Origin of the sequence: Gloeotrichia echinulata CP02 (genome assembly GCA_038087035.1) — a bacterium.
Lineage (GTDB): Bacteria > Cyanobacteriota > Cyanobacteriia > Cyanobacteriales > Nostocaceae > Gloeotrichia > Gloeotrichia echinulata.
The window spans coordinates 6,593,885-6,618,353 of record CP051187.1; the positions used below are offsets into that span (position 1 = coordinate 6,593,885).

Sequence of the window (24,469 nt, forward strand, 5' to 3'; positions counted from 1 at the left end):
TGCGTTAAAAAAAAATATGAATAAATGGGCGATTTTAAGCGGAATTGAAGCTAATTTAGCAGCTTATGAAGCGGTGATGACCGATATTAAGCGTCAGGGTAATCAGGTAGAAGCTTTGTATATATTAGGCGATTTGGTCGGACCTAGACCAGAAGCCGAGAAGTTGGTAGAACGAGTGCTTAACCCACGTCGTGGAGAATTAGAACCGCTGATTTGTAAAGGATGGTGGGAAGAACAGTGTTTGATTTTGCACGCTTTGGGGCCGACTGGAGACGCGCCTGAGTTGATGGCAAAATATGGGGGGGATACTGCCAAAATGTTGTGGGATTGTGTTTCCCGCAAGACGGTACAATGGTTACGAAACCTTGATTTTGGTTTTTTTGAATTGGATTGTTTGTTGATTCACGGTTCCACGGTAGGTGTGGATGACGAACTGACGCCAGAAACTCCGCCAATTCAAATGCTGGATAGACTGTCGCGGATGGAAGCGAATAACCTGTTTTGCGGTCGTTCTGGTTTAACTTTTCAGTATCAGCTGCAAGCTGGTTCCATCACCACTGCACTCACCACCCTTGATCACCAAGTGTCTCCCCAAACTGTTACCGTTACCCCGCGTCAAGTAATTGGGGTGGGGAATGTGGGACGGACTCAAGGTCAAGCTATCTATACTCTCTACCACCCTGGTACGAATAAAGTGGAATTCAAGACTGTTTATTATGCTGGGAGTAAGGGGTTTCAAAGCCAGCGTCAGGGGAAAAAATATAAATCTAGCTTTTAATTCTCCAATTTTAAGACCCCACCCCTAGTCCCGCGATTTCAAACTATTTGTTTAGCCGGATAAATTTTTAGATACCTCTAAATCCACACGATATGATACCAGCTGTAGGGGCACGGCAATGCCGTGCCCCTACGCGAAATCTATATGTATCAGCGTTTTTGTAGTATTATATGAGACTTTGAAAACACGCCCTAGCCCCTCCATCACGAGAGAGAGGGGAATAAGAGGTTGTTGGTGTAAGCAGTTCATGATGACTACTTACTCGTTAATTTTTGCATTGCCATTGACAAATTACACATGTCATGAATAATCTATTTGCATTTAGAGAATATTAATTTTGTTTGCGATCTGCTCGGTAATTTTACAAGAATGATTATCATTACTTTTGGTTATCAGGTCAAACTTGACTCTAAAATTCAAGAAAGGAAAAGTCTAAATGTCATTGAATGTAAGTGTGCATCTCATCGAACAAGCCAAAGCGGGTAAGGTTGATGAAAAAGAGTTTGTCGCCACCATCAGAGAATCATTACCTTACGCTTGGGGTGTTGTAGAAGGTCTTGCAGAACGTGTAATTAGAGGTGAAGAATGGGCGAATCATCAAGTTCCGCCACCAAGTGAACAAGCACGCGCTCAATTATTACGGATGATGGGTGGAGATGCGATTCGTGGTGCAGTTGAGCGTCACTTTGGCATAAAATTGGCTTTTCAAAATTGTCATAATGTCGCTGTTTTTCGCCCAGACCAACTGGATTCATCTGCATATCTAGATTTCGTTTCGATTCGTAGTCAAATACTCAACCAAACCCCTGAATTAGTAGACTGTTAAAGTCAAGTATATGTAGGGTGGTCTCCACCCTACTGTTCACTGTGGTAATAATAAAATACTATCTCCATAGGCGCGTTGAATATTATCGTCTGACTCCTTCAAAGATCCTCGTAAGGGCACGGCAATGCCGTGCCCCTACCGTGTTATGTATACATTTGAAAACTGCTGTCAGCCAAAGTACAAAAATATTAGGCTTCTGGTTCAACGCCCAAAGCACGCAATTGAGCCGCCAGGTCATAGGCTACCTTTGCACTAGGTAAGAGTTGTTTTTATTTTAGCAATGAAAGGGAGGAGGGGCGATGCCTCGGTTGAGCTACACCTCAACAATATTGTTTTAGGTTTTATATTTTACTGTGGGAAGATGGCGACCAATATAGCCAATTATTAGCGTACCTGGTTTCAGCGGGAAGAAATGAATTCGCCAATTACAAAATTTCAATTTAACGTGACGTTCAAATAGACGTTCTTCACCATCAGGACAACGAAAAGTTCTTTCTTGAGAATATTTATTAAGGGTTGGTGTACTCTCTCCAGACTCCTCAATAGAGTACCCATCAAGATTAAAATAGCCGATATCCCAGTTTTGACAACATTTCTGAAGCTCAAATAATATATTAATAACAGGTTGTAATTCTAACTGTCTAGTAAGAATATTTTCTAACTGTTTTCTAACAGCATCGCAGAATTCTAAATTAGGAAATAATTCCCATCTTCGCTCCCAAAGTTCTACCCCGTTGCTGACTTCTTGATAAATGCGCTCTTGATTTTTTTGAATCAGGCTGGTGTGTTCTTGTACATGGCTGCTACGGCTAGCATGGATAATTTCTACAATCTCGCTAATTACCTCTCCATCCTCATCCAAGCATCGAAATTCCAGTTCTAGACAGTTACAATCCCAGCATTCCTGAGAGAGCAAGCTGATTGGAATCGTATTAATTGTGATCGTATTAAGTACATAAGCAATACCCAGTCCAATAGCTAATTCTCCCTGGTAACGGAATTCAGACAAGCTAGTATTATTTTCAATATCTTGGATCTCAGAACTTATAATATCAGTTGAGAAAGGTGCTTTAGTTGCAAGAGTTTTGATAAAAATTCGCTCTACCTCATCTGCATCATTAAGCCAGCGACGTAGAGGATAATTAGGTGCAAGTATTATTGTATGAAAATTGTCTTTAGTGCGAAGGCTTACTTTCACCCCCTGAGATTTAACTGCTTTTATGGTCTTAATTAGCTCAGACATTCTTTGCTGTGCTACTTCTTCATTTGGAGCAGGATTTTGCAAAGATAGCTCATTTAATATTAAGTCAAAATCCACTTTCTATTCCTCCGCAGGCTCAAGTAAAACATCTAAACTTTTTTCCCATTCATCAAAGAATCCATCCGGCCATTTATCAATTCTTCCGTTTCTATCAATACGCGGTGATACTACTTCTATAACAGCTTGTCCTTGTTTTTCTTGTCGCTGAAAATAATGTAGTTGAACGTCATTTTGCTTTATTTTCCCTCCATGAACGGCAAGACGAATACCATTTAAAACATGGTCACTATGCGTTTCTATTACTACTTGAATACCACAACTAGCTGCAAGTGCTAATAATTCACCCATTTTTGCTTGTCCTCTCGGATGAAGATGAGCTTCTGGATTTTCAACTAGAATTAGTGTATCAGGTTCTGAGGCGAGTACTGCTACAATAATTGGTAAAGTGTAGGTAATTCCGAAGCCAACATTAGTTGCACGATAAGGATTACTATCTCCGTACGCACATTGCAAATTGATCAAATCCATGTCTGGATTTGATTTTAGCCTGATGCGTGTACCTGGGCTAATTTCTCCCATCCATGCTTCGACTTGATCTATTAAAGTTAGTGATTTTTCCTTTGGATCGCCAAATTGTGGCTGTGAAGTTTTTACTTTTGGATGACTTAATTTTTGATGATAAATAAGTTTACTTTCATTAACTGCCAAAAAATGTAATGTGTATTCACATCTAGCGCCCATTGTTCCGAGTAATTGAACTTTATCATATGACATTTGATTAAATACTCTAGGTCCTATCCGCTCTGCTTCAATGTAATGAAAGTTTTGATTAAAAAGACTGGATGATTCATAGATTTGAGAATCTACATGTTCCGAAGTAAGTTGTAAAAAATTAGCTCCTATATCTTCTTCATTTTTAAATTTCCAAGTACTTTTTGTACTATCATTCCAATGAATTTCAAATATTAATTCATCTTGTTTCGATGCACCTTCAAAAATAGCATCTCCAACTGTACCAATGTTAACTAAATCACCATTGAGGACTAAGCCTCTTTCTAATAGCAATCCTTTTTGATAAGATTGCCTTAATAATAATAAAGCTTGTAAAACTGAAGATTTACCAGTACTGTTAAGTCCTGATAAAAGTGTTAGTGGTCTGAATGTAAGAGATTGATTTTGAAAAGGCTTAAAATTTGTGAGCGTTAGGGAACTAATCATACAAGTACCTCTTGAATAATTTTCTCGGTAATCATAAATCTATACTGTACTCTTTCTGATGCCTGAGATATAGATTCTAAAAAGTATTTATCATTGTCTACATATTGCTTATATTTATTGATTAATTCTGTTTTCCTATCTATCAAATGTTGAATTTCTTCATCGCTTAATTTGCTTAAAAGCACTGACCAAGATTCAAATAAAGCTTTATTTATAGGAAACTGCTTCTTTTGGGAATTAGATATTTTACGAAATGCATTTTTACCAAATATATTCCAAGCAGCCACCATTGTTCTTCTAAAATTATTTTCTATTTTATTTAACTCTGTCTCAGAAAGTTTATTTGTCTTAGATAATGCCTTGGTCAAAAAAGTATCTCTATTATCTGCATAATCTTGATAAGACGTTAGAGTAAAGGCTATAAAACCTAGTATAAATTCCCGATCATCCATACGCATTTTACGGTTGTTTCCCAGGTTAACTACCTGTTTAAATTTTGGATCTGCGGCTAATTGAGTTAAAAACTTTGTTCCCTTACCAGGATTAAGAGCATGGCGTAATTCTTGAGGAGATAAAGCTAGTCCTCCTGTATTAATGCGTTTGAAAATATTATATTTAATTTCTGGAGGTGTCCCTTTATCTATCAAATAGACTGTTAGTTGAGTTTCTTCCAGGCGGCGTTGGTATCTACGCTCAATCTGCTCGAATGTTTTACCTTCGAGATTTGTAAGATATTCTAATCCAGATAGTTTGAGTTTTCTGTCTAGCATAAAGCGTTTTATGGCAAATAAACGCTGTAATCCATCGACTACTAACCATTTATCCTCATTAGTAGCATCTATATACAATGCTGGTATGGGGATGCGAATAATAATAGATTCTATGAGCCTACTTTGAGCATCTTCTTTCCATAAATTCGCATGACGTTGAAAATCAGGTGCTAAATCTAGCGCTTCTTCGCCAATTCTTCTAAGTAATTGCTCAATGGTTGGCTCCCTCGTTACAATGTTAATTTCATCAGGATCATACTGGAAACTAACTTTTTCCTCTTGCTCTTCATCATTGTCTTCTTCCTCTAAAGTTTCTTCATCAAGTAATTCTACGTTATGGTTATTTAAATCTGTCATAATGGGTACTCCTTGGTGTTCAAACTCACGCAGTCTGCTGCTAATAATAAATCAATCAGCAAATGGGGCCTTTAAACTGGCGCACTTCAATCTTACTATCTCCCCAAATGATAGAGACGCAGGATTTCGCGCCTCTACCTAGCTAATCTATTACTTGTTTACCCTTTCCACCCCCGCCAACTCCAAAATCGGGGCTATCAAATCTTCCCGCTTCACCGCCATCATATGCACACCTTGACACAATTGCTGCGCTATCTGTACTTGCTCGGCTGCAATTTTTACCCCTTCTTGTAGCGGGTCTTTGGCTTTCGCCAATCTATCAATAATGTGCTGGGGAATATTTACACCAGGGACAACTTTATTAATAAACTGAGCATTTTTTGCCGATTTTAACAGAAAAATTCCCGCCAAAATTGGTTTTTGATGGGCAGAAGCTATCTTGTCCATAAACTTTTCTAGTCTTTCAAAATCGGTAATTAATTGACTTTGAAAAAACTGCGCTCCCGCTTCAATTTTGCGTTCAAATCGACTCTGCAAACCAGACCAACTCGCAGATTGCGGATCGACTGCAGCACCGGCAAATAAGTCTAAGACGCCATCGGTCAGGGGTTTTTCGTTGTAGTCAACACCCTGATTCATTTTCCTAATTAGTTGCAGCAAACGCACAGCTTCTAAATCAAAAACGCCTTTGGCATCGGGATGATCCCCTGCTTTTACTGGGTCGCCTGTCAGTGCTAAAATATTGCGGATACCTAAAGCATGGGCGCCCATCAGGTCAGCTTGTATACCTATACGATTGCGATCGCGGCACGCTATCTGACAAATCGGCTCAATGCCATTTTGCAATAAAATCACCGACGCTACCAACGAAGACATCCGCAATACGGCGCGGCTACCATCGGTAATATTGACAGCATGAACCCTCCCCTTAAGGGTCGCCGCCATTTCAATCATGTGCATTGGATCTCCACCTTTCGGAGGCGCTACTTCAGCAGTGATTAAAAACTCCCCTGCTTGTGCGGCTCTTTGAAAGGTATTCAAGATTGTAGGACTATTGGTATCTTGCATAACATTCAGGTTTTCGCTTATCTAACAGCGTAAAACAAATGACACCTAAATGCTAAAATCTGGGGCATGGGGCATGGGGCATGGGGGAGTAATGACAAATGACAAATGACAAATGACAAATGACAAATGACCAATGACCAATGACCAATGACCAATGACAAATGTCAAAGAGGTACAGAATAACCCAAAGCCGCTTTGACTTGTGCGAGAGTTTGGTTAGCGATCGCTTGTGCTTTTTCTCTTCCATCCCGCAATACAGACTCTAAATAGCCTTTGTCATCCATTACCGCCTGATATTTTTCTTGCATCGGCTTCAATGCATGAATTGCTGTTTCTGTCAATAATGGTTTGAATTGTCCCCAGCCCATATCTTGACATTCCGCTGCTACTTCTTCTTTGGTTTTACCAGCAAGTAGGGTATACAGTGTTAACAAGTTATGACACTCTGGACGTTCGGGATCGTCGAAAGTTAGACCGCGAACCGGATCAGTTTTACAGCGCTTTATTTTATTAGTAATCTGCTCCGGTGTATCTAGCAAATTAATCCGGCTCAATTCCGATGGATCAGACTTCGACATTTTGCGAGTACCATCGGTCAAACTCATTACCCTTGCGCCTTCCTTACGGATTAAAGGTGCGGGTAACTTCAGCACTGGCTGGTCTGGTTTGGCAAATTGGTGATTAAATCGATTGACAATATCCCGCGTCAATTCCAAGTGTTGCTTTTGGTCTTCACCCACAGGTACTTGATCTGCTTGATACAGCAAAATATCAGCCGCCATCAGCACTGGGTAGTCTAACAAGCCAACGCTGACATTTTCACCCTGCTTCACAGCCTTTTCCTTAAACTGGATCATATCTTGCAACCAGTTTAAGGGTGTGATGCAGTTGAGCAACCAAGTCAGTTCGCTATGTGCTGAAACATGAGATTGCACAAAGATACTAGAATAGTTTAAATCAATGCCACAGGCTAGATAAAGAGCGGCGATGTTGTAAGTATCTGCTGCCAACGTCGCCGGATTATGCGGTACAGTGATAGCGTGTAAATCCACCACACAAAAGTAATTATCGTACTGGTCTTGGATTTCTACCCAGTTGCGAATTGCCCCTAAATAGTTGCCCAAATGTAGATTTCCAGTAGGTTGAACTCCCGAAAGAACGCGCTGCTTACCCATAAATTTAAGTTACTTATCCCAAATCCACATTAGTAAAGTGGCACTCACAAAACACATTCAATTTTGACATTTTCTAGGATGATTCGCTGTCGAGAACAATTTCCTAGTCAACAATTTTTCCACAAACCATGACATTTATTGACAAACCGTACCAAAAACCCATATCTCCAGAAAATTTACATGCACCTCCTAGACTCACCTGTGCTAGTACAGATACTCGTAGGGGCGCAAGGCCTTGCGCCCCTACGAGTATCTGTACTAGCACAGGTGAGTCTAGGAGGTGCATGTAAATTTTCTGGAGAATATGGGTTTTTGGTACGGTTTGTCAATAAATGTCATGGTTTGTGGAAAAATTGTTGACTAGGAAATTGTTCTCGACAGCGAATCATCCTAGAAAATGTCAAAATTGAATGTGTTTTGTGAGTGCCACTTTACTAATGTGGATTTGGGATAAGTAACTTAAATTTATGGGTAAGCAGCGCGTTCTTTCGGGAGTTCAACCTACTGGAAATCTACATTTGGGCAACTATTTAGGGGCAATTCGCAACTGGGTAGAAATCCAAGACCAGTACGATAATTACTTTTGTGTGGTGGATTTACACGCTATCACTGTACCGCATAATCCGGCGACGTTGCAGCAGATACTTACAACATCGCCGCTCTTTATCTAGCCTGTGGCATTGATTTAAACTATTCTAGTATCTTTGTGCAATCTCATGTTTCAGCACATAGCGAACTGACTTGGTTGCTCAACTGCATCACACCCTTAAACTGGTTGCAAGATATGATCCAGTTTAAGGAAAAGGCTGTGAAGCAGGGTGAAAATGTCAGCGTTGGCTTGTTAGACTACCCAGTGCTGATGGCGGCTGATATTTTGCTGTATCAAGCAGATCAAGTACCTGTGGGTGAAGACCAAAAGCAACACTTGGAATTGACGCGGGATATTGTCAATCGATTTAATCACCAATTTGCCAAACCAGACCAGCCAGTGCTGAAGTTACCCGCACCTTTAATCCGTAAGGAAGGCGCAAGGGTAATGAGTTTGACCGATGGTACTCGCAAAATGTCGAAGTCTGATCCATCGGAATTGAGCCGGATTAATTTGCTAGATACACCGGAGCAGATTACTAATAAAATAAAGCGCTGTAAACTGATCCGGTTCGCGGTCTAACTTTCGACGATCCCGAACGTCCAGAGTGTCATAACTTGTTAACACTGTATACCCTACTTGCTGGTAAAACCAAAGAAGAAGTAGCAGCGGAATGTCAAGATATGGGCTGGGGACAATTCAAACCATTATTGACAGAAACAGCAATTCATGCATTGAAGCCGATGCAAGAAAAATATCAGGCGGTAATGGATGACAAAGGCTATTTAGAGTCTGTATTGCGGGATGGAAGAGAAAAAGCACAAGCGATCGCTAACCAAACTCTCGCACAAGTCAAAGCGGCTTTGGGTTATTCTGTACCTCTTTGACATTTGTCATTGGTCATTGGTCATTGGTCATTGGTCATTTGTCATTTGTCATTTGTCATTTGTCATTTGTCATTACTCCCCCATGCCCCATGCCCCATGCCCCAGATTTTAGCATTTAGGTGTCATTTGTTTTACGCTGTTAGATAAGCGAAAACCTGAATGTTATGCAAGATACCAATAGTCCTACAATCTTGAATACCTTTCAAAGAGCCGCACAAGCAGGGGAGTTTTTAATCACTGCTGAAGTAGCGCCTCCGAAAGGTGGAGATCCAATGCACATGATTGAAATGGCGGCGACCCTTAAGGGGAGGGTTCATGCTGTCAATATTACCGATGGTAGCCGCGCCGTATTGCGGATGTCTTCGTTGGTAGCGTCGGTGATTTTATTGCAAAATGGCATTGAGCCGATTTGTCAGATAGCGTGCCGCGATCGCAATCGTATAGGTATACAAGCTGACCTGATGGGCGCCCATGCTTTAGGTATCCGCAATATTTTAGCACTGACAGGCGACCCAGTAAAAGCAGGGGATCATCCCGATGCCAAAGGCGTTTTTGATTTAGAAGCTGTGCGTTTGCTGCAACTAATTAGGAAAATGAATCAGGGTGTTGACTACAACGAAAAACCCCTGACCGATGGCGTCTTAGACTTATTTGCCGGTGCTGCAGTCGATCCGCAATCTGCGAGTTGGTCTGGTTTGCAGAGTCGATTTGAACGCAAAAATTGAAGCGGGAGCGCAGTTTTTTCAAAGTCAATTAATTACCGATTTTGAAAGACTAGAAAAGTTTATGGACAAGATAGCTTCTGCCCATCAAAAACCAATTTTGGCGGGAATTTTTCTGTTAAAATCGGCAAAAAATGCTCAGTTTATTAATAAAGTTGTCCCTGGTGTAAATATTCCCCAGCACATTATTGATAGATTGGCGAAAGCCAAAGACCCGCTACAAGAAGGGGTAAAAATTGCAGCCGAGCAAGTACAGATAGCGCAGCAATTGTGTCAAGGTGTGCATATGATGGCGGTGAAGCGGGAAGATTTGATAGCCCGATTTTGGAGTTGGCGGGGGTGGAAAGGGTAAACAAGTAATAGATTAGCTAGGTAGAGGCGCGAAATCCTGCGTCTCTATCATTTGGGGAGATAGTAAGATTGAAGTGCGCCAGTTTAAAGGCCCCATTTGCTGATTGATTTATTATTAGCAGCAGACTGCGTGAGTTTGAACACCAAGGATACCCATTATGACAGATTTAAATAACCATAACGTAGAATTACTTGATGAAGAAACTTTAGAGGAAGAAGACAATGATGAAGAGCAAGAGGAAAAAGTTAGTTTCCAGTATGATCCTGATGAAATTAACATTGTAACGAGGGAGCCAACCATTGAGCAATTACTTAGAAGAATTGGCGAAGAAGCGCTAGATTTAGCACCTGATTTTCAACGTCATGCGAATTTATGGAAAGAAGATGCTCAAAGTAGGCTCATAGAATCTATTATTATTCGCATCCCCATACCAGCATTGTATATAGATGCTACTAATGAGGATAAATGGTTAGTAGTCGATGGATTACAGCGTTTATTTGCCATAAAACGCTTTATGCTAGACAGAAAACTCAAACTATCTGGATTAGAATATCTTACAAATCTCGAAGGTAAAACATTCGAGCAGATTGAGCGTAGATACCAACGCCGCCTGGAAGAAACTCAACTAACAGTCTATTTGATAGATAAAGGGACACCTCCAGAAATTAAATATAATATTTTCAAACGCATTAATACAGGAGGACTAGCTTTATCTCCTCAAGAATTACGCCATGCTCTTAATCCTGGTAAGGGAACAAAGTTTTTAACTCAATTAGCCGCAGATCCAAAATTTAAACAGGTAGTTAACCTGGGAAACAACCGTAAAATGCGTATGGATGATCGGGAATTTATACTAGGTTTTATAGCCTTTACTCTAACGTCTTATCAAGATTATGCAGATAATAGAGATACTTTTTTGACCAAGGCATTATCTAAGACAAATAAACTTTCTGAGACAGAGTTAAATAAAATAGAAAATAATTTTAGAAGAACAATGGTGGCTGCTTGGAATATATTTGGTAAAAATGCATTTCGTAAAATATCTAATTCCCAAAAGAAGCAGTTTCCTATAAATAAAGCTTTATTTGAATCTTGGTCAGTGCTTTTAAGCAAATTAAGCGATGAAGAAATTCAACATTTGATAGATAGGAAAACAGAATTAATCAATAAATATAAGCAATATGTAGACAATGATAAATACTTTTTAGAATCTATATCTCAGGCATCAGAAAGAGTACAGTATAGATTTATGATTACCGAGAAAATTATTCAAGAGGTACTTGTATGATTAGTTCCCTAACGCTCACAAATTTTAAGCCTTTTTCAAAATCAATCTCTTACATTCAGACCACTAACACTTTTATCAGGACTTAACAGTACTGGTAAATCTTCAGTTTTACAAGCTTTATTATTATTAAGGCAATCTTATCAAAAAGGATTGCTATTAGAAAGAGGCTTAGTCCTCAATGGTGATTTAGTTAACATTGGTACAGTTGGAGATGCTATTTTTGAAGGTGCATCGAAACAAGATGAATTAATATTTGAAATTCATTGGAATGATAGTACAAAAAGTACTTGGAAATTTAAAAATGAAGAAGATATAGGAGCTAATTTTTTACAACTTACTTCGGAACATGTAGATTCTCAAATCTATGAATCATCCAGTCTTTTTAATCAAAACTTTCATTACATTGAAGCAGAGCGGATAGGACCTAGAGTATTTAATCAAATGTCATATGATAAAGGTCAATTACTCGGAACAATGGGCGGCTAGATGTGAATCACACATTACATTTTTTGGCAGTTAATGAAAGTAAAACTATTTATCATCAAAATTAGTCATCCAAAAGTAAAAACTTCACAAGCCACAATTTGGCGATCCAAAGGAAAAATCACTAACTTTAATAGATCAAGTCGAAGCATGGATGGGAGAAAGATTAGCCCAGGTACACGCATCAGGCTAAAATCAGATCCAGACATGGATTTGATCAATTTGCAATGTGCGTACGGAGATAGTAATCCTTATCGTGTCAACTAATGTTGGCTTCGGAATTACCTACACTTACCAATTATTGTAGCAGGTACTCGCCTCAGAACCTGATTACACTAATTCTAGTTGAAAATCCAGAAGCTCATCTTCATCCGAGAGGACAAGCAAAAATGGGTGAATTATTAGCACTTGCAGCTAGTTGTGGTATTCAAGTAGTAATAGAAACGCATAGTGACCATGTTTTAAATGGTATTCGTCTTGCCGTTCATGGAGGGAAAAATAAAGCAAAATGACGTTCAACTACATTATTTTCAGCGACAAGAAAAACAAGGACAAGCTGTTATAGAAGTAGTATCACCGCGTATTGATAGAAACGGAAGAATTGATAAATGGCCGGATGGATTCTTTGATGAATGGGAAAAAAGTTTAGATGTTTTTACTTGAGCCTGCGGAGGAATAGAAAGTGGATTTTGACTTAATATTAAATGAGCTTATCTTTGCAAAATTCCTGCTCCAAATGAAGAAGTAGCACAGGCAAAAGAATGTCTGAGCTAATTAAGACCATAAAAGCAGTTAAATCTCAGGGGGTGAAAGTAAGCCTTCGCACTAAAGACAATTTTCATACAATAATACTTGCACCTAATTATCCTCTACGTCGCTGGCTTAATGATGCAGATGAGGTAGAGCGAATTTTTATCAAAACTCTTGCAACTAAAGCACCTTTCTCAACTGATATTATAAGTTCTGAGATCCAAGATATTGAAAATAATACTAGCTTGTCTGAATTCCGTTACCAGGGAGAATTAGCTATTGGACTGGGTATTGCTTATGTACTTAATACGATCACAATTAATACGATTCCAATCAGCTTGCTCTCTCAGGAATGCTGGGATTGTACTGATTGGAATCGTATTAATTGTGATCGTATTAAGTACATAAGCAATACCCAGTCCAATAGCTAATTCTCCCTGGTAACGGAATTCAGACAAGCTAGTATTATTTTCAATATCTTGGATCTCAGAACTTATAATATCAGTTGAGAAAGGTGCTTTAGTTGCAAGAGTTTTGATAAAAATTCGCTCTACCTCATCTGCATCATTAAGCCAGCGACGTAGAGGATAATTAGGTGCAAGTATTATTGTATGAAAATTGTCTTTAGTGCGAAGGCTTACTTTCACCCCCTGAGATTTAACTGCTTTTATGGTCTTAATTAGCTCAGACATTCTTTGCTGTGCTACTTCTTCATTTGGAGCAGGATTTTGCAAAGATAGCTCATTTAATATTAAGTCAAAATCCACTTTCTATTCCTCCGCAGGCTCAAGTAAAACATCTAAACTTTTTTCCCATTCATCAAAGAATCCATCCGGCCATTTATCAATTCTTCCGTTTCTATCAATACGCGGTGATACTACTTCTATAACAGCTTGTCCTTGTTTTTCTTGTCGCTGAAAATAATGTAGTTGAACGTCATTTTGCTTTATTTTCCCTCCATGAACGGCAAGACGAATACCATTTAAAACATGGTCACTATGCGTTTCTATTACTACTTGAATACCACAACTAGCTGCAAGTGCTAATAATTCACCCATTTTTGCTTGTCCTCTCGGATGAAGATGAGCTTCTGGATTTTCAACTAGAATTAGTGTATCAGGTTCTGAGGCGAGTACTGCTACAATAATTGGTAAAGTGTAGGTAATTCCGAAGCCAACATTAGTTGCACGATAAGGATTACTATCTCCGTACGCACATTGCAAATTGATCAAATCCATGTCTGGATTTGATTTTAGCCTGATGCGTGTACCTGGGCTAATTTCTCCCATCCATGCTTCGACTTGATCTATTAAAGTTAGTGATTTTTCCTTTGGATCGCCAAATTGTGGCTGTGAAGTTTTTACTTTTGGATGACTTAATTTTTGATGATAAATAAGTTTACTTTCATTAACTGCCAAAAAATGTAATGTGTATTCACATCTAGCGCCCATTGTTCCGAGTAATTGAACTTTATCATATGACATTTGATTAAATACTCTAGGTCCTATCCGCTCTGCTTCAATGTAATGAAAGTTTTGATTAAAAAGACTGGATGATTCATAGATTTGAGAATCTACATGTTCCGAAGTAAGTTGTAAAAAATTAGCTCCTATATCTTCTTCATTTTTAAATTTCCAAGTACTTTTTGTACTATCATTCCAATGAATTTCAAATATTAATTCATCTTGTTTCGATGCACCTTCAAAAATAGCATCTCCAACTGTACCAATGTTAACTAAATCACCATTGAGGACTAAGCCTCTTTCTAATAGCAATCCTTTTTGATAAGATTGCCTTAATAATAATAAAGCTTGTAAAACTGAAGATTTACCAGTACTGTTAAGTCCTGATAAAAGTGTTAGTGGTCTGAATGTAAGAGATTGATTTTGAAAAGGCTTAAAATTTGTGAGCGTTAGGGAACTAATCATACAAGTACCTCTTGAATAATTTTCTCGGTAATCATAAATCTATACTGTACTCTTTCTGATGCCTGAGATATAGATTCTAAAAAGTATTTATCATTGTCTACATATTGCTTATATTTATTGATTAATTCTGTTTTCCTATCTATCAAATGTTGAATTTCTTCATCGCTTAATTTGCTTAAAAGCACTGACCAAGATTCAAATAAAGCTTTATTTATAGGAAACTGCTTCTTTTGGGAATTAGATATTTTACGAAATGCATTTTTACCAAATATATTCCAAGCAGCCACCATTGTTCTTCTAAAATTATTTTCTATTTTATTTAACTCTGTCTCAGAAAGTTTATTTGTCTTAGATAATGCCTTGGTCAAAAAAGTATCTCTATTATCTGCATAATCTTGATAAGACGTTAGAGTAAAGGCTATAAAACCTAGTATAAATTCCCGATCATCCATACGCATTTTACGGTTGTTTCCCAGGTTAACTACCTGTTTAAATTTTGGATCTGCGGCTAATTGAGTTAAAAACTTTGTTCCCTTACCAGGATTAAGAGCATGGCGTAATTCTTGAGGAGATAAAGCTAGTCCTCCTGTATTAATGCGTTTGAAAATATTATATTTAATTTCTGGAGGTGTCCCTTTATCTATCAAATAGACTGTTAGTTGAGTTTCTTCCAGGCGGCGTTGGTATCTACGCTCAATCTGCTCGAATGTTTTACCTTCGAGATTTGTAAGATATTCTAATCCAGATAGTTTGAGTTTTCTGTCTAGCATAAAGCGTTTTATGGCAAATAAACGCTGTAATCCATCGACTACTAACCATTTATCCTCATTAGTAGCATCTATATACAATGCTGGTATGGGGATGCGAATAATAATAGATTCTATGAGCCTACTTTGAGCATCTTCTTTCCATAAATTCGCATGACGTTGAAAATCAGGTGCTAAATCTAGCGCTTCTTCGCCAATTCTTCTAAGTAATTGCTCAATGGTTGGCTCCCTCGTTACAATGTTAATTTCATCAGGATCATACTGGAAACTAACTTTTTCCTCTTGCTCTTCATCATTGTCTTCTTCCTCTAAAGTTTCTTCATCAAGTAATTCTACGTTATGGTTATTTAAATCTGTCATAATGGGTACTCCTTGGTGTTCAAACTCACGCAGTCTGCTGCTAATAATAAATCAATCAGCAAATGGGGCCTTTAAACTGGCGCACTTCAATCTTACTATCTCCCCAAATGATAGAGACGCAGGATTTCGCGCCTCTACCTAGCTAATCTATTACTTGTTTACCCTTTCCACCCCCGCCAACTCCAAAATCGGGGCTATCAAATCTTCCCGCTTCACCGCCATCATATGCACACCTTGACACAATTGCTGCGCTATCTGTACTTGCTCGGCTGCAATTTTTACCCCTTCTTGTAGCGGGTCTTTGGCTTTCGCCAATCTATCAATAATGTGCTGGGGAATATTTACACCAGGGACAACTTTATTAATAAACTGAGCATTTTTTGCCGATTTTAACAGAAAAATTCCCGCCAAAATTGGTTTTTGATGGGCAGAAGCTATCTTGTCCATAAACTTTTCTAGTCTTTCAAAATCGGTAATTAATTGACTTTGAAAAAACTGCGCTCCCGCTTCAATTTTGCGTTCAAATCGACTCTGCAAACCAGACCAACTCGCAGATTGCGGATCGACTGCAGCACCGGCAAATAAGTCTAAGACGCCATCGGTCAGGGGTTTTTCGTTGTAGTCAACACCCTGATTCATTTTCCTAATTAGTTGCAGCAAACGCACAGCTTCTAAATCAAAAACGCCTTTGGCATCGGGATGATCCCCTGCTTTTACTGGGTCGCCTGTCAGTGCTAAAATATTGCGGATACCTAAAGCATGGGCGCCCATCAGGTCAGCTTGTATACCTATACGATTGCGATCGCGGCACGCTATCTGACAAATCGGCTCAATGCCATTTTGCAATAAAATCACCGACGCTACCAACGAAGACATCCGCAATACGGCGCGGCTACCATCGGTAATATTGACAGCATGAACCCTCCCCTTAAGGGTCGCCGCCATTTCAATCATGTGCATTGGATCTCCACCTTTCGGAGGCGCTACTTCAGCAGTGATTAAAAACTCCCCTGCTTGTGCGGCTCTTTGAAAGGTATTCAAGATTGTAGGACTATTGGTATCTTGCATAACATTCAGGTTTTCGCTTATCTAACAGCGTAAAACAAATGACACCTAAATGCTAAAATCTGGGGCATGGGGCATGGGGCATGGGGGAGTAATGACAAATGACAAATGACAAATGACAAATGACAAATGACCAATGACCAATGACCAATGACCAATGACAAATGTCAAAGAGGTACAGAATAACCCAAAGCCGCTTTGACTTGTGCGAGAGTTTGGTTAGCGATCGCTTGTGCTTTTTCTCTTCCATCCCGCAATACAGACTCTAAATAGCCTTTGTCATCCATTACCGCCTGATATTTTTCTTGCATCGGCTTCAATGCATGAATTGCTGTTTCTGTCAATAATGGTTTGAATTGTCCCCAGCCCATATCTTGACATTCCGCTGCTACTTCTTCTTTGGTTTTACCAGCAAGTAGGGTATACAGTGTTAACAAGTTATGACACTCTGGACGTTCGGGATCGTCGAAAGTTAGACCGCGAACCGGATCAGTTTTACAGCGCTTTATTTTATTAGTAATCTGCTCCGGTGTATCTAGCAAATTAATCCGGCTCAATTCCGATGGATCAGACTTCGACATTTTGCGAGTACCATCGGTCAAACTCATTACCCTTGCGCCTTCCTTACGGATTAAAGGTGCGGGTAACTTCAGCACTGGCTGGTCTGGTTTGGCAAATTGGTGATTAAATCGATTGACAATATCCCGCGTCAATTCCAAGTGTTGCTTTTGGTCTTCACCCACAGGTACTTGATCTGCTTGATACAGCAAAATATCAGCCGCCATCAGCACTGGGTAGTCTAACAAGCCAACGCTGACATTTTCACCCTGCTTCACAGCCTTTTCCTTAAACTGGATCATATCTTGCAACCAGTTTAAGGGTGTGATGCAGTTGAGCAACCAAGTCAGTTCGCTATGTGCTGAAACATGAGATTGCACAAAGATACTAGAATAGTTTAAATCAATGCCACAGGCTAGATAAAGAGCGGCGATGTTGTAAGTATCTGCTGCCAACGTCGCCGGATTATGCGGTACAGTGATAGCGTGTAAATCCACCACACAAAAGTAATTATCGTACTGGTCTTGGATTTCTACCCAGTTGCGAATTGCCCCTAAATAGTTGCCCAAATGTAGATTTCCAGTAGGTTGAACTCCCGAAAGAACGCGCTGCTTACCCATAAATTTAAGTTACTTATCCCAAATCCACATTAGTAAAGTGGCACTCACAAAACACATTCAATTTTGACATTTTCTAGGATGATTCGCTGTCGAGAACAATTTCCTAGTCAACAATTTTTCCACAAACCATGACATTTATTGACAAACCGTACCAAAAACCCATATCTCCAGAAAATTTACATGCACCTCCTAGACTCACCTGTGCTAGTACAGATACTCGTAGGGGCGCAAGGCCTTGCGCCCCTACCACGTGGTCTATATACCTGAAAATTACTATCATACAAAACTTAATATCTCGTGAGAAAAACTAGCATTAACGTGGAAAGTAATTAATTTTTCTCATCCGGGGTGTGTGCTTCATGAAAGTCTTACTACTCTGGCCGATAATGCCCAATTCTTTCTGGTCATACCAGGAGACCCTTGACTTGGCTCTTTTACGCTCCACCAATCCGCCATTGGGTTTAATTACCGTAGCAGCAATGCTACCGAGTGATTGGGAAATCAAATTGTGCGATCGCAATGTCGGTCTGGAGACAGATGCAGACTGGGAATGGTGTGATTTAGTAATTATCTCTGCAATGATTATCCAAAAACAAGATTTTGGGGAATTAATTCAAAAAGGGGTAGCTTTAGGTAAAAAAGTGGCTGTAGGCGGACCATTCCCGACTTCAGTACCGGAATTTGCTCAAGCAGCAGGAGCCAACTATCTAATTTTAGATGAAGGGGAATGCACCATCCCCATGTTTTTAGCAGCGCTAGCACGGGGAGAACAACAAGGAATTTTCCGTGCTACAGAAAAGCCGGATGTCACCCAGACGCCGATACCGCGTTTCGACTTGTTAGATTTAGATGCTTACATGGCTATCACCGTGCAATTCTCACGGGGGTGTCCGTTCCAGTGTGAGTTTTGCGATATCATCACCTTGTTTGGTCGCAAACCGCGCACAAAAACACCAGAGCAGATGCTGGCTGAATTAGAAGTATTATATCAAATGGGCTGGTCACGATATGTGTTTATCGTCGATGACAATTTTATCGGCAACAAACGCAATGCTAAAGTATTTTTGCGATCGCTCATTCCCTGGATGGAAAAACGCAAATATCCCTTCCCATTACTCACAGAAGCGTCATTAAATCTAGCAGAAGACGACGAATTAATCGAACTAATGGTCAAAGCTGGCTTCGCGATGGTATTCATGGGCATTGAAACGCCAGATATAGACAGCTTAGTCGGAATTTACAAAGAACAAAATACCCGACTTTCTCTAATTGAATCATGCCATAAAATTACACGAGCCGGGTTGCAAATCATGGCTGGCTTTATTATCGGATTTGACGGTGAACATTCTGGCGCAGGCGATCGCATTCAGCAATTTGTTGAAGATACTGCTATTCCCCAGGCTCATCTGGGATTATTGCAAGCCTTACCCAATACCGCGATGTGGACACGCTTACAACAAGAAGGACGTTTACTCGAAGGCTTAAGTAAATACTTTACCTCTCAAAAAACCTTGATGAATTTTGAACCCACACGTCCAATGGCAGAAATCGTCAACGAATTTATCACCGCTTTCTGGAACCTATACGAACCGCTACCATACCTTAAGCGGACTTTTCGCCACTTTTCCATGATAAATGGTGCCCGTCCCCAAATCAACCGCCGGCTAACTTGGCATGAACTACGCTTATTAACAGTAATTTGCTGGCGACAAGGTGTATGGCGCTCAACTAGGTTATTATTCTGGTGGCAATTATTAGCGATCGCCTTCCAAAAACCCCAACTACTTTATGATTACTTTGTGGCATTAAGTTTAGGCGAACACTTCTTTACATTCCGCCATGAAGTCAAGGCTTCGCTAGAAATCCAACTCGCAGCTTTAACACAAGAGAAAGAAGAAACTAGTTATCAATTATCCTCTGTTGAAGTTACAGCAATTTTCAGGTAAATGAACCACATTTTTACAGCAATTTTCATTTCTTTGAACCACAGATCCTTTTAGTGGCGCAAGGCCTTGCGCCCCTAAAGCGTGGTCTATTTAAGTAGTCATGCAAAATTAATTACACATTTATTTAACCTGGAATGACCGTTTGACCAAGCCAATTTTAGATTTTAGATTTTAGATTTTAGATTTTAGATTGTTTCGGTACCTTGCAGTCCCCGCAGAATTTTAGATTTTAGATTTTAGATTTTAGATTTTAGATTTAATCCAAAATCCCAAATCCCAAATCTAAAATTGTTTGTCCCTTGTGGTCGGGGTCAATCCAAAATCCAAAATCCAAAATCCAAAATCGGTTGACCCAGAGGCGATCGCTAATAACCCAAGTTGAATTAAAGTTACAGTCTTTAGCTTTGATTTTTGTTTTCCGAGAGTGACACAACAGGGGGAGACTTAAGGCTTGATATCTGGTGGAGTCAAGGCTGCATATTCTTCAGGAGAAAGAGCCGCATCCTTCACATTGATCTTCTTGGAGATGAATTTTTGCTGGTAGAATAAATCAGCTATCTCCTGCTGTCCAGTCAAAATATTGTCAGTAATCGGTCTTAAGGTAAAACGCCACCGCTTGACTATTTTTTCCAACGTAGGTATATCAAGCTGGGCGTCACGGCCAATAATGGTTCTTGGGTACTTAGCGTGCTAAAATGTTAAGATATTTTTTAATAATGTTTAATAAAATAAATTATGAAACGAATAATGACTCAACTCCTAAATTTGCCTGAAGTATTAGTAGAATCAAGCCTACAAGAGGGTCAAGTCCTAATTCTATCAGTAGGTAAAAAAGCGAAAAGTGCATCGTGCCCACACTGTGGTCAAAACTCAAGACATTTACATCAAAATCAAAAATGTTTAGTGAAAGATTTACCGATGGGGGATTTTGAAGTAATACTGAATGTCAATAGACGAAGATTCAAGTGTAAAAAATGCCGAAAAACATTTAATGAAAAGCTAGATTTTCTAGGAGCAAGAAAGAGGTATACATACCGATATGCGGAATATATTATCAAACAAGTGATTAATAGTAATGTAAGTAATGTGGCAAGAAATAATGGACTAACTAATGAAGAAGTCATATCAATGCTTGAAGATGTAGCTAAAAATGTGATGCCAATAGATGTCAAAGATTTAAGAAGATTAGGAATAGATGAAATTAGTTTGGTCAAAGGACAAGGAAAATTTATTGTCGTGCTAGTAGATATAGATTCAGGTAAATTGATAGGTTTAGTAAAAGAAAGAAAACAAATTGAAATCAAAAAAACCATGAGAATGTGGGGAGAAAAAGTTTTGTCACAAATAGAAGAAGTAAGTATTGATATGACAGGCAATTATAAATCTTTAATTGAGAAGATTTGTCCAAACGCCCTTGTAACGGTAGATAGGTTCCATGTTACTAAATTAGTACATGAAGAATTAAATCGAGCTAGGATAGCAGAAAAGAAAATAGCATCTGAGTTAAATGCCCCGGAAAGAAAAAAAGTATTTGAAAGTTTAAAAGGAAATAAATTTACAATTCTAAAAGCCGAGAATAAGCTCACCGAAAAGCAAAAAGATAAATTAAATAGAATTAAACAAGCTTCTCCTTTAATAGCTAGAATGCATTCATTAAAAGAAGATTTTCACAATTTATTTGAAGACAATAAAAATGTGGTAACGGGAACGCTAGAATTAATCAATTGGTTAAAAAAAGCTGAACCATATTATCAAAGAAGTGTGCAGACAATTAAACGGTGGTTTGGAGAAATAGTCGGATATTTTGAACGAAGGACTACCAGTGGAGTAGTAGAAGGAATAAATAATAAACTGAAGTTAATAAAGCGAAGTGGATTTGGATTTAGAAACTTTCGTAATTTTGAGATTAGAGCTTTACTTTCTTGGCATTATCCTATCAATTTAGCACGCTAAGTACGCAAGAGCCATCCTACGCAACCACGGATTATTAACCGTAGGACGGCAGTGTAGATGAGGCCGCATGGTGGTACATCAAGCTAGAAGAACATGCTCAGTCCCAATTGCTAGCAGAAGCCGCAGGTAAACCCGTGCTAATTGACCACGACGGGTTCTTGCGTACTTAGCGTGCTAAATTAATATTATAATGCCAAGAAAGTAAAGCTCTAATTTCAAAATTGCGAAAATTTCTCAAACCAAATCCACTTCTTTTTATCAATTTTAATTTATTATTTATTCCTTCTACTACTCCATTAGTAGTTTTTCTTTCAAAATATCCTATTATCTCTCCAAACCATCGTTTAATTGTCTTAACACTTTTTTGGTAATAAGGTTCAGCTTTCTCTAACCAATCTAGTAGACCTGAAATTCCTTCTCCTAAATCTTCACTGTTATCAAAAATATTATGGAATTCCTCTTTCAATGAATGCATTATTCTTAATAAAGGTGACGCCTCCCTGATTTTATCTAATTTATTTTTTTGTTTATCCGTAAGTTTATCTTCAGCTTTTAAGAGCGTAAATTTGTTACCTTTCAAACTATCAAATACTTTTTCTCTTGACTCAATATTTAATTCTAAAGCTGTTTTCTTTTCGTCTACTCTAGCTTGATTGAGCTACTGATGTATCACTTTGGTAACATGGAACCTATCCACCGTCACAACAGCTTTTGAGCAAACTTTATCGACTAAACTTTTATAATTTCCGGTCAGATCCATACTCCAGCACTTCTATTTTTTCTAAAACTTCTTCTCCCCAGGTTTTCAGAAAATTTTCTATGACAACTTGTTTTCTTTCTTTTACTAACCCTATTAATTTTCCCGTATCTATATCTACAAGTACAACAATAAACTTTCCTTGACCTTTAACCAAACTAATTTCATCGATTCCCAACCTTCTTAAATTGCTTAAATCTATTGGCAGAAATTTTTGAGCTACGTCTTCAATCATTGAATTAACCTCTTCATCACTTAATCCATTATTTTCCGCAACATTACTTACACTACTACTAATAACTTGTTTAACAATATTTTCTGCGTATCGATGCGTAAAACTCTTTTTTGTTCCAACAAAATCAAGCTGCTCGCTAAAAGTTTTTCGACATTTTTTACACTTAAATCTTCGTCTATTTAAATTTAGTATTACTTCTTTATCCCCCATCGGTAAATCTTTGACTAAATGGCTTTGATTCTGGTGTAGATGTCTTGACTTTGTACCACAGTGTGGACATACTGCACTTTTTTCCTTTTTACTTACTGATAAAATTAATACCAAACCTTCTTGTATACTGGATTCCACCGTTACGCCTGGTAAGTTTAAGAGTTGAGTAAGGACTCTTTTCATAATTAACTTTACTGAAATATAAATAGATATGCTAATATTTTAGCACGTTAAGTACGCAAGAACCCGTCACGCACCCTAGGATTATTAATGTGCCAGTTGCGTAAGTCCTAATGACTTCTTGTCAGCCTTATAATCACCTCATATTCGGTCGAATTACCGTAGTTTATGAAAACTAAACAAAATATTACACGAATAGCTATAAAAAGCAAGTCTTTAGACAGATGATTTTTTGGCGTTTTGAGGTTAATAGCAATTCTATGTGAGGCTGCACATTAACGCCCTCAGGCTAGAAGTCTGGGGCTACCAGAACAAAGCCTGCCGACCCAGGCTAATTATGTGCATCTTCATCGAGAATTGGTATAAGCAACACTTGAAAAGTGTATGAGGTGCAAGGTCTTTGATCAAGGTTGATGATTTGAGCAGCAATTGACTATTAAAAGTCACATAAAACCATCGTGTTTTAGGACTTTAAAAATTTACAATGTAGCGAAAGTTATTGTTTGAATTTAAAACAAAATATCTATTTTTTCTAATTTAGAGAAAATAAATGTCATGCTACAATCACAACAAAATTGTCTAAAAATCTAGCTAGCAAATAAGATTACAGTAGCTAAATAGCCTAGCAATATTTAATTTGCCCTGCTTTATCTATGATAATTTCCCACAAAAAACCAATTATTTCAACATAGAACAAACTCATCAATCAATGTGCAAATATCATCATGAAGTACGTTACTAGTTTCTTTAGCACTGTGTTTGCTGTTAGTGCTGGACTGTGGTTACTACCTCAAACGGTAGGTAATGCAGTTACTTTAAGAGATGGGACGATCGCCTTTACCGAACCACCGCGTTTAGTGAGTGCGACAACACCATACAATGATACAAACACGTGGGATACCACATACTATTTCACCCTAGAAGTGCCTGCGACGGCTGGGGAACCACTGCAACAGGTTACTTTTAATCAAATACAGGGGATTGAACAAATTCAATTTAATCATCAAGATACCTTTGCTTTTGAGGGAACACGCGATCGCCAGGGAACAAAACTAGCACTCAACAATGTCACAATTGACCAAAAACAACAAACTGTTACAGTCAAGTTTGATTCTCCTGTTACACCAGGTAAAACGGTCACTATTGGATTGCGAACTTTCCGCAATCCAACTGGTGAAGGCGTCTATTTATTTGGTGTGACAGCATTCCCCGTTGGACAAAAAACTGTAGGTCAATATCTCGGCACTGGTCGCCTACAATTTTACTCTGATACTTCCTCAGGTAATTAATTTTATCTGAACTATTAGGTAAAAAATCTCTAATTTAAGCTGTGGAGGATAGGTATAAATCTATCCTCTGTTTTCTT

General features: G+C 38.7%; 25 protein-coding genes and 3 pseudogenes. 13 read left to right on the top strand and 15 right to left on the bottom strand.

Features of this window, described 5'->3' with window-relative positions; all coding sequences use genetic code 11:
• Window positions 1-16: 16 nt before the first annotated feature.
• Both HEQ19_29355 and HEQ19_29360 read left to right on the top strand, forming a co-directional pair.
• Window positions 17-778 (top strand): metallophosphatase, encoded by a 762-nt coding sequence (locus HEQ19_29355; protein ID WYM02980.1) that lies wholly within the window; start codon window positions 17-19, stop codon window positions 776-778.
• Between the two features lie 436 nt (window positions 779-1,214).
• Complete coding sequence (locus HEQ19_29360; GenBank protein WYM02981.1) at window positions 1,215-1,604, top strand: SCO5389 family protein; 390 nt, start codon at window positions 1,215-1,217, stop codon at window positions 1,602-1,604.
• A gap of 334 nt (window positions 1,605-1,938) precedes the next feature.
• On the opposite strand, the gene HEQ19_29365 is transcribed toward HEQ19_29360, so the two are convergent.
• The 6 genes from HEQ19_29365 to trpS (HEQ19_29385) form a co-directional block, all read right to left on the bottom strand.
• Window positions 1,939-2,922: a hypothetical protein gene (locus HEQ19_29365; GenBank protein WYM02982.1), complete on the bottom strand. Its 984-nt coding sequence runs from the start codon at window positions 2,920-2,922 to the stop codon at window positions 1,939-1,941.
• Window positions 2,923-2,925: 3 nt separating this feature from the next.
• On the bottom strand, window positions 2,926-4,083 hold the full coding sequence (locus tag HEQ19_29370) for a DUF3696 domain-containing protein (protein WYM02983.1): 1,158 nt from the start codon (window positions 4,081-4,083) through the stop codon (window positions 2,926-2,928).
• Window positions 4,080-5,210, bottom strand: coding sequence for a DUF262 domain-containing protein (locus HEQ19_29375; GenBank protein WYM02984.1), 1,131 nt, complete (start codon window positions 5,208-5,210; stop codon window positions 4,080-4,082). The genes HEQ19_29370 and HEQ19_29375 overlap by 4 nt, the downstream gene beginning before the upstream one ends.
• A gap of 150 nt (window positions 5,211-5,360) precedes the next feature.
• Window positions 5,361-6,278: a methylenetetrahydrofolate reductase gene (locus tag HEQ19_29380; GenBank protein WYM02985.1), complete on the bottom strand. Its 918-nt coding sequence runs from the start codon at window positions 6,276-6,278 to the stop codon at window positions 5,361-5,363.
• Window positions 6,279-6,323: 45 nt separating this feature from the next.
• A complete protein-coding gene (locus HEQ19_31455; protein WZI67053.1) occupies window positions 6,324-6,446 on the bottom strand; it encodes a hypothetical protein in 123 nt (40 codons plus the stop codon).
• Window positions 6,443-7,453: a tryptophan--tRNA ligase gene (gene trpS / locus HEQ19_29385; GenBank protein WYM02986.1), complete on the bottom strand. Its 1,011-nt coding sequence runs from the start codon at window positions 7,451-7,453 to the stop codon at window positions 6,443-6,445. The genes HEQ19_31455 and trpS (HEQ19_29385) overlap by 4 nt, the downstream gene beginning before the upstream one ends.
• 467 nt (window positions 7,454-7,920) lie before the next feature.
• Between trpS (HEQ19_29385) and trpS (HEQ19_29390) the strand changes: the two are divergent.
• The 7 genes and pseudogenes from trpS (HEQ19_29390) (at window position 7,921) to HEQ19_31475 (ending at window position 12,437) form a co-directional block, all read left to right on the top strand.
• Window positions 7,921-8,929 (top strand): annotated as a pseudogene (trpS, locus tag HEQ19_29390) (tryptophan--tRNA ligase).
• Window positions 8,926-9,048, top strand: coding sequence for a hypothetical protein (locus HEQ19_31460; protein ID WZI67054.1), 123 nt, complete (start codon window positions 8,926-8,928; stop codon window positions 9,046-9,048). Before trpS (HEQ19_29390) ends, HEQ19_31460 begins: the two are co-directional and overlap by 4 nt.
• Window positions 9,049-9,093: 45 nt before the next feature.
• Window positions 9,094-10,011 (top strand): annotated as a pseudogene (locus HEQ19_29395) (methylenetetrahydrofolate reductase).
• 149 nt (window positions 10,012-10,160) lie between these two features.
• Complete coding sequence (locus HEQ19_29400; GenBank protein ID WYM02987.1) at window positions 10,161-11,291, top strand: DUF262 domain-containing protein; 1,131 nt, start codon at window positions 10,161-10,163, stop codon at window positions 11,289-11,291.
• Between the two features lie 150 nt (window positions 11,292-11,441).
• Window positions 11,442-11,777, top strand: coding sequence for a hypothetical protein (locus HEQ19_31465; protein WZI67055.1), 336 nt, complete (start codon window positions 11,442-11,444; stop codon window positions 11,775-11,777).
• A gap of 263 nt (window positions 11,778-12,040) precedes the next feature.
• Window positions 12,041-12,286, top strand: a complete 246-nt coding sequence (locus tag HEQ19_31470) for an AAA family ATPase (GenBank protein ID WZI67056.1) — start codon at window positions 12,041-12,043, stop codon at window positions 12,284-12,286.
• Window positions 12,261-12,437 (top strand): DUF3696 domain-containing protein, encoded by a 177-nt coding sequence (locus tag HEQ19_31475; protein ID WZI67057.1) that lies wholly within the window; start codon window positions 12,261-12,263, stop codon window positions 12,435-12,437. The genes HEQ19_31470 and HEQ19_31475 overlap by 26 nt, the downstream gene beginning before the upstream one ends.
• A 359-nt stretch (window positions 12,438-12,796) precedes the next feature.
• Here HEQ19_31475 and HEQ19_29410 read toward each other — a convergent pair whose 3' ends face one another.
• From HEQ19_29410 to trpS (HEQ19_29430), 6 genes are all read right to left on the bottom strand, one after another.
• The gene (locus tag HEQ19_29410) at window positions 12,797-13,291 is read right to left on the bottom strand and encodes a hypothetical protein (protein ID WYM02988.1); all 495 of its coding nucleotides are present in this window, start codon (window positions 13,289-13,291) and stop codon (window positions 12,797-12,799) included.
• Between the two features lie 3 nt (window positions 13,292-13,294).
• The gene (locus HEQ19_29415) at window positions 13,295-14,452 is read right to left on the bottom strand and encodes a DUF3696 domain-containing protein (protein WYM02989.1); all 1,158 of its coding nucleotides are present in this window, start codon (window positions 14,450-14,452) and stop codon (window positions 13,295-13,297) included.
• On the bottom strand, window positions 14,449-15,579 hold the full coding sequence (locus HEQ19_29420; GenBank protein ID WYM02990.1) for a DUF262 domain-containing protein: 1,131 nt from the start codon (window positions 15,577-15,579) through the stop codon (window positions 14,449-14,451). Before HEQ19_29420 ends, HEQ19_29415 begins: the two co-directional genes overlap by 4 nt.
• Before the next feature lie 150 nt (window positions 15,580-15,729).
• Window positions 15,730-16,647 (bottom strand): methylenetetrahydrofolate reductase, encoded by a 918-nt coding sequence (locus HEQ19_29425; protein ID WYM02991.1) that lies wholly within the window; start codon window positions 16,645-16,647, stop codon window positions 15,730-15,732.
• Window positions 16,648-16,692: 45 nt separating this feature from the next.
• Window positions 16,693-16,815, bottom strand: a complete 123-nt coding sequence (locus HEQ19_31480) for a hypothetical protein (GenBank protein WZI67058.1) — start codon at window positions 16,813-16,815, stop codon at window positions 16,693-16,695.
• A complete protein-coding gene (trpS, locus tag HEQ19_29430) occupies window positions 16,812-17,822 on the bottom strand; it encodes a tryptophan--tRNA ligase (protein WYM02992.1) in 1,011 nt (336 codons plus the stop codon). The genes HEQ19_31480 and trpS (HEQ19_29430) overlap by 4 nt, the downstream gene beginning before the upstream one ends.
• Window positions 17,823-18,181: 359 nt before the next feature.
• On the opposite strand from trpS (HEQ19_29430), the gene HEQ19_29435 reads away from it, so the two are divergent.
• Entirely contained in the window at window positions 18,182-19,768 is a 1,587-nt protein-coding gene (locus HEQ19_29435) for a B12-binding domain-containing radical SAM protein (GenBank protein WYM02993.1), read from the top strand.
• Window positions 19,769-20,212: 444 nt separating this feature from the next.
• Here HEQ19_29435 and HEQ19_29440 read toward each other — a convergent pair whose 3' ends face one another.
• Window positions 20,213-20,401, bottom strand: a complete 189-nt coding sequence (locus HEQ19_29440; GenBank protein WYM02994.1) for a hypothetical protein — start codon at window positions 20,399-20,401, stop codon at window positions 20,213-20,215.
• 114 nt (window positions 20,402-20,515) lie between these two features.
• Here HEQ19_29440 and HEQ19_29445 point away from each other — a divergent pair, with 114 nt between their 5' ends.
• Both HEQ19_29445 and HEQ19_29450 read left to right on the top strand, forming a co-directional pair.
• Window positions 20,516-21,721 carry an ISL3 family transposase gene (locus HEQ19_29445; GenBank protein WYM02995.1) on the top strand — a complete coding sequence of 402 codons (1,206 nt, stop codon included), beginning with the start codon at window positions 20,516-20,518 and terminating at the stop codon, window positions 21,719-21,721.
• A 13-nt stretch (window positions 21,722-21,734) separates the two neighbouring features.
• Window positions 21,735-21,873: pseudogene (locus HEQ19_29450) on the top strand (class II aldolase/adducin family protein).
• 14 nt (window positions 21,874-21,887) lie between these two features.
• Here HEQ19_29450 and HEQ19_31485 read toward each other — a convergent pair.
• On the bottom strand, window positions 21,888-22,331 hold the full coding sequence (locus tag HEQ19_31485; GenBank protein ID WZI67242.1) for a transposase: 444 nt from the start codon (window positions 22,329-22,331) through the stop codon (window positions 21,888-21,890).
• A gap of 127 nt (window positions 22,332-22,458) precedes the next feature.
• Window positions 22,459-23,106 carry a transposase family protein gene (locus HEQ19_31490; GenBank protein WZI67059.1) on the bottom strand — a complete coding sequence of 216 codons (648 nt, stop codon included), beginning with the start codon at window positions 23,104-23,106 and terminating at the stop codon, window positions 22,459-22,461.
• Window positions 23,107-23,828: 722 nt separating this feature from the next.
• Here HEQ19_31490 and HEQ19_29460 point away from each other — a divergent pair.
• Complete coding sequence (locus HEQ19_29460) at window positions 23,829-24,392, top strand: DUF2808 domain-containing protein (protein WYM02996.1); 564 nt, start codon at window positions 23,829-23,831, stop codon at window positions 24,390-24,392.
• Window positions 24,393-24,469: the final 77 nt, after the last annotated feature.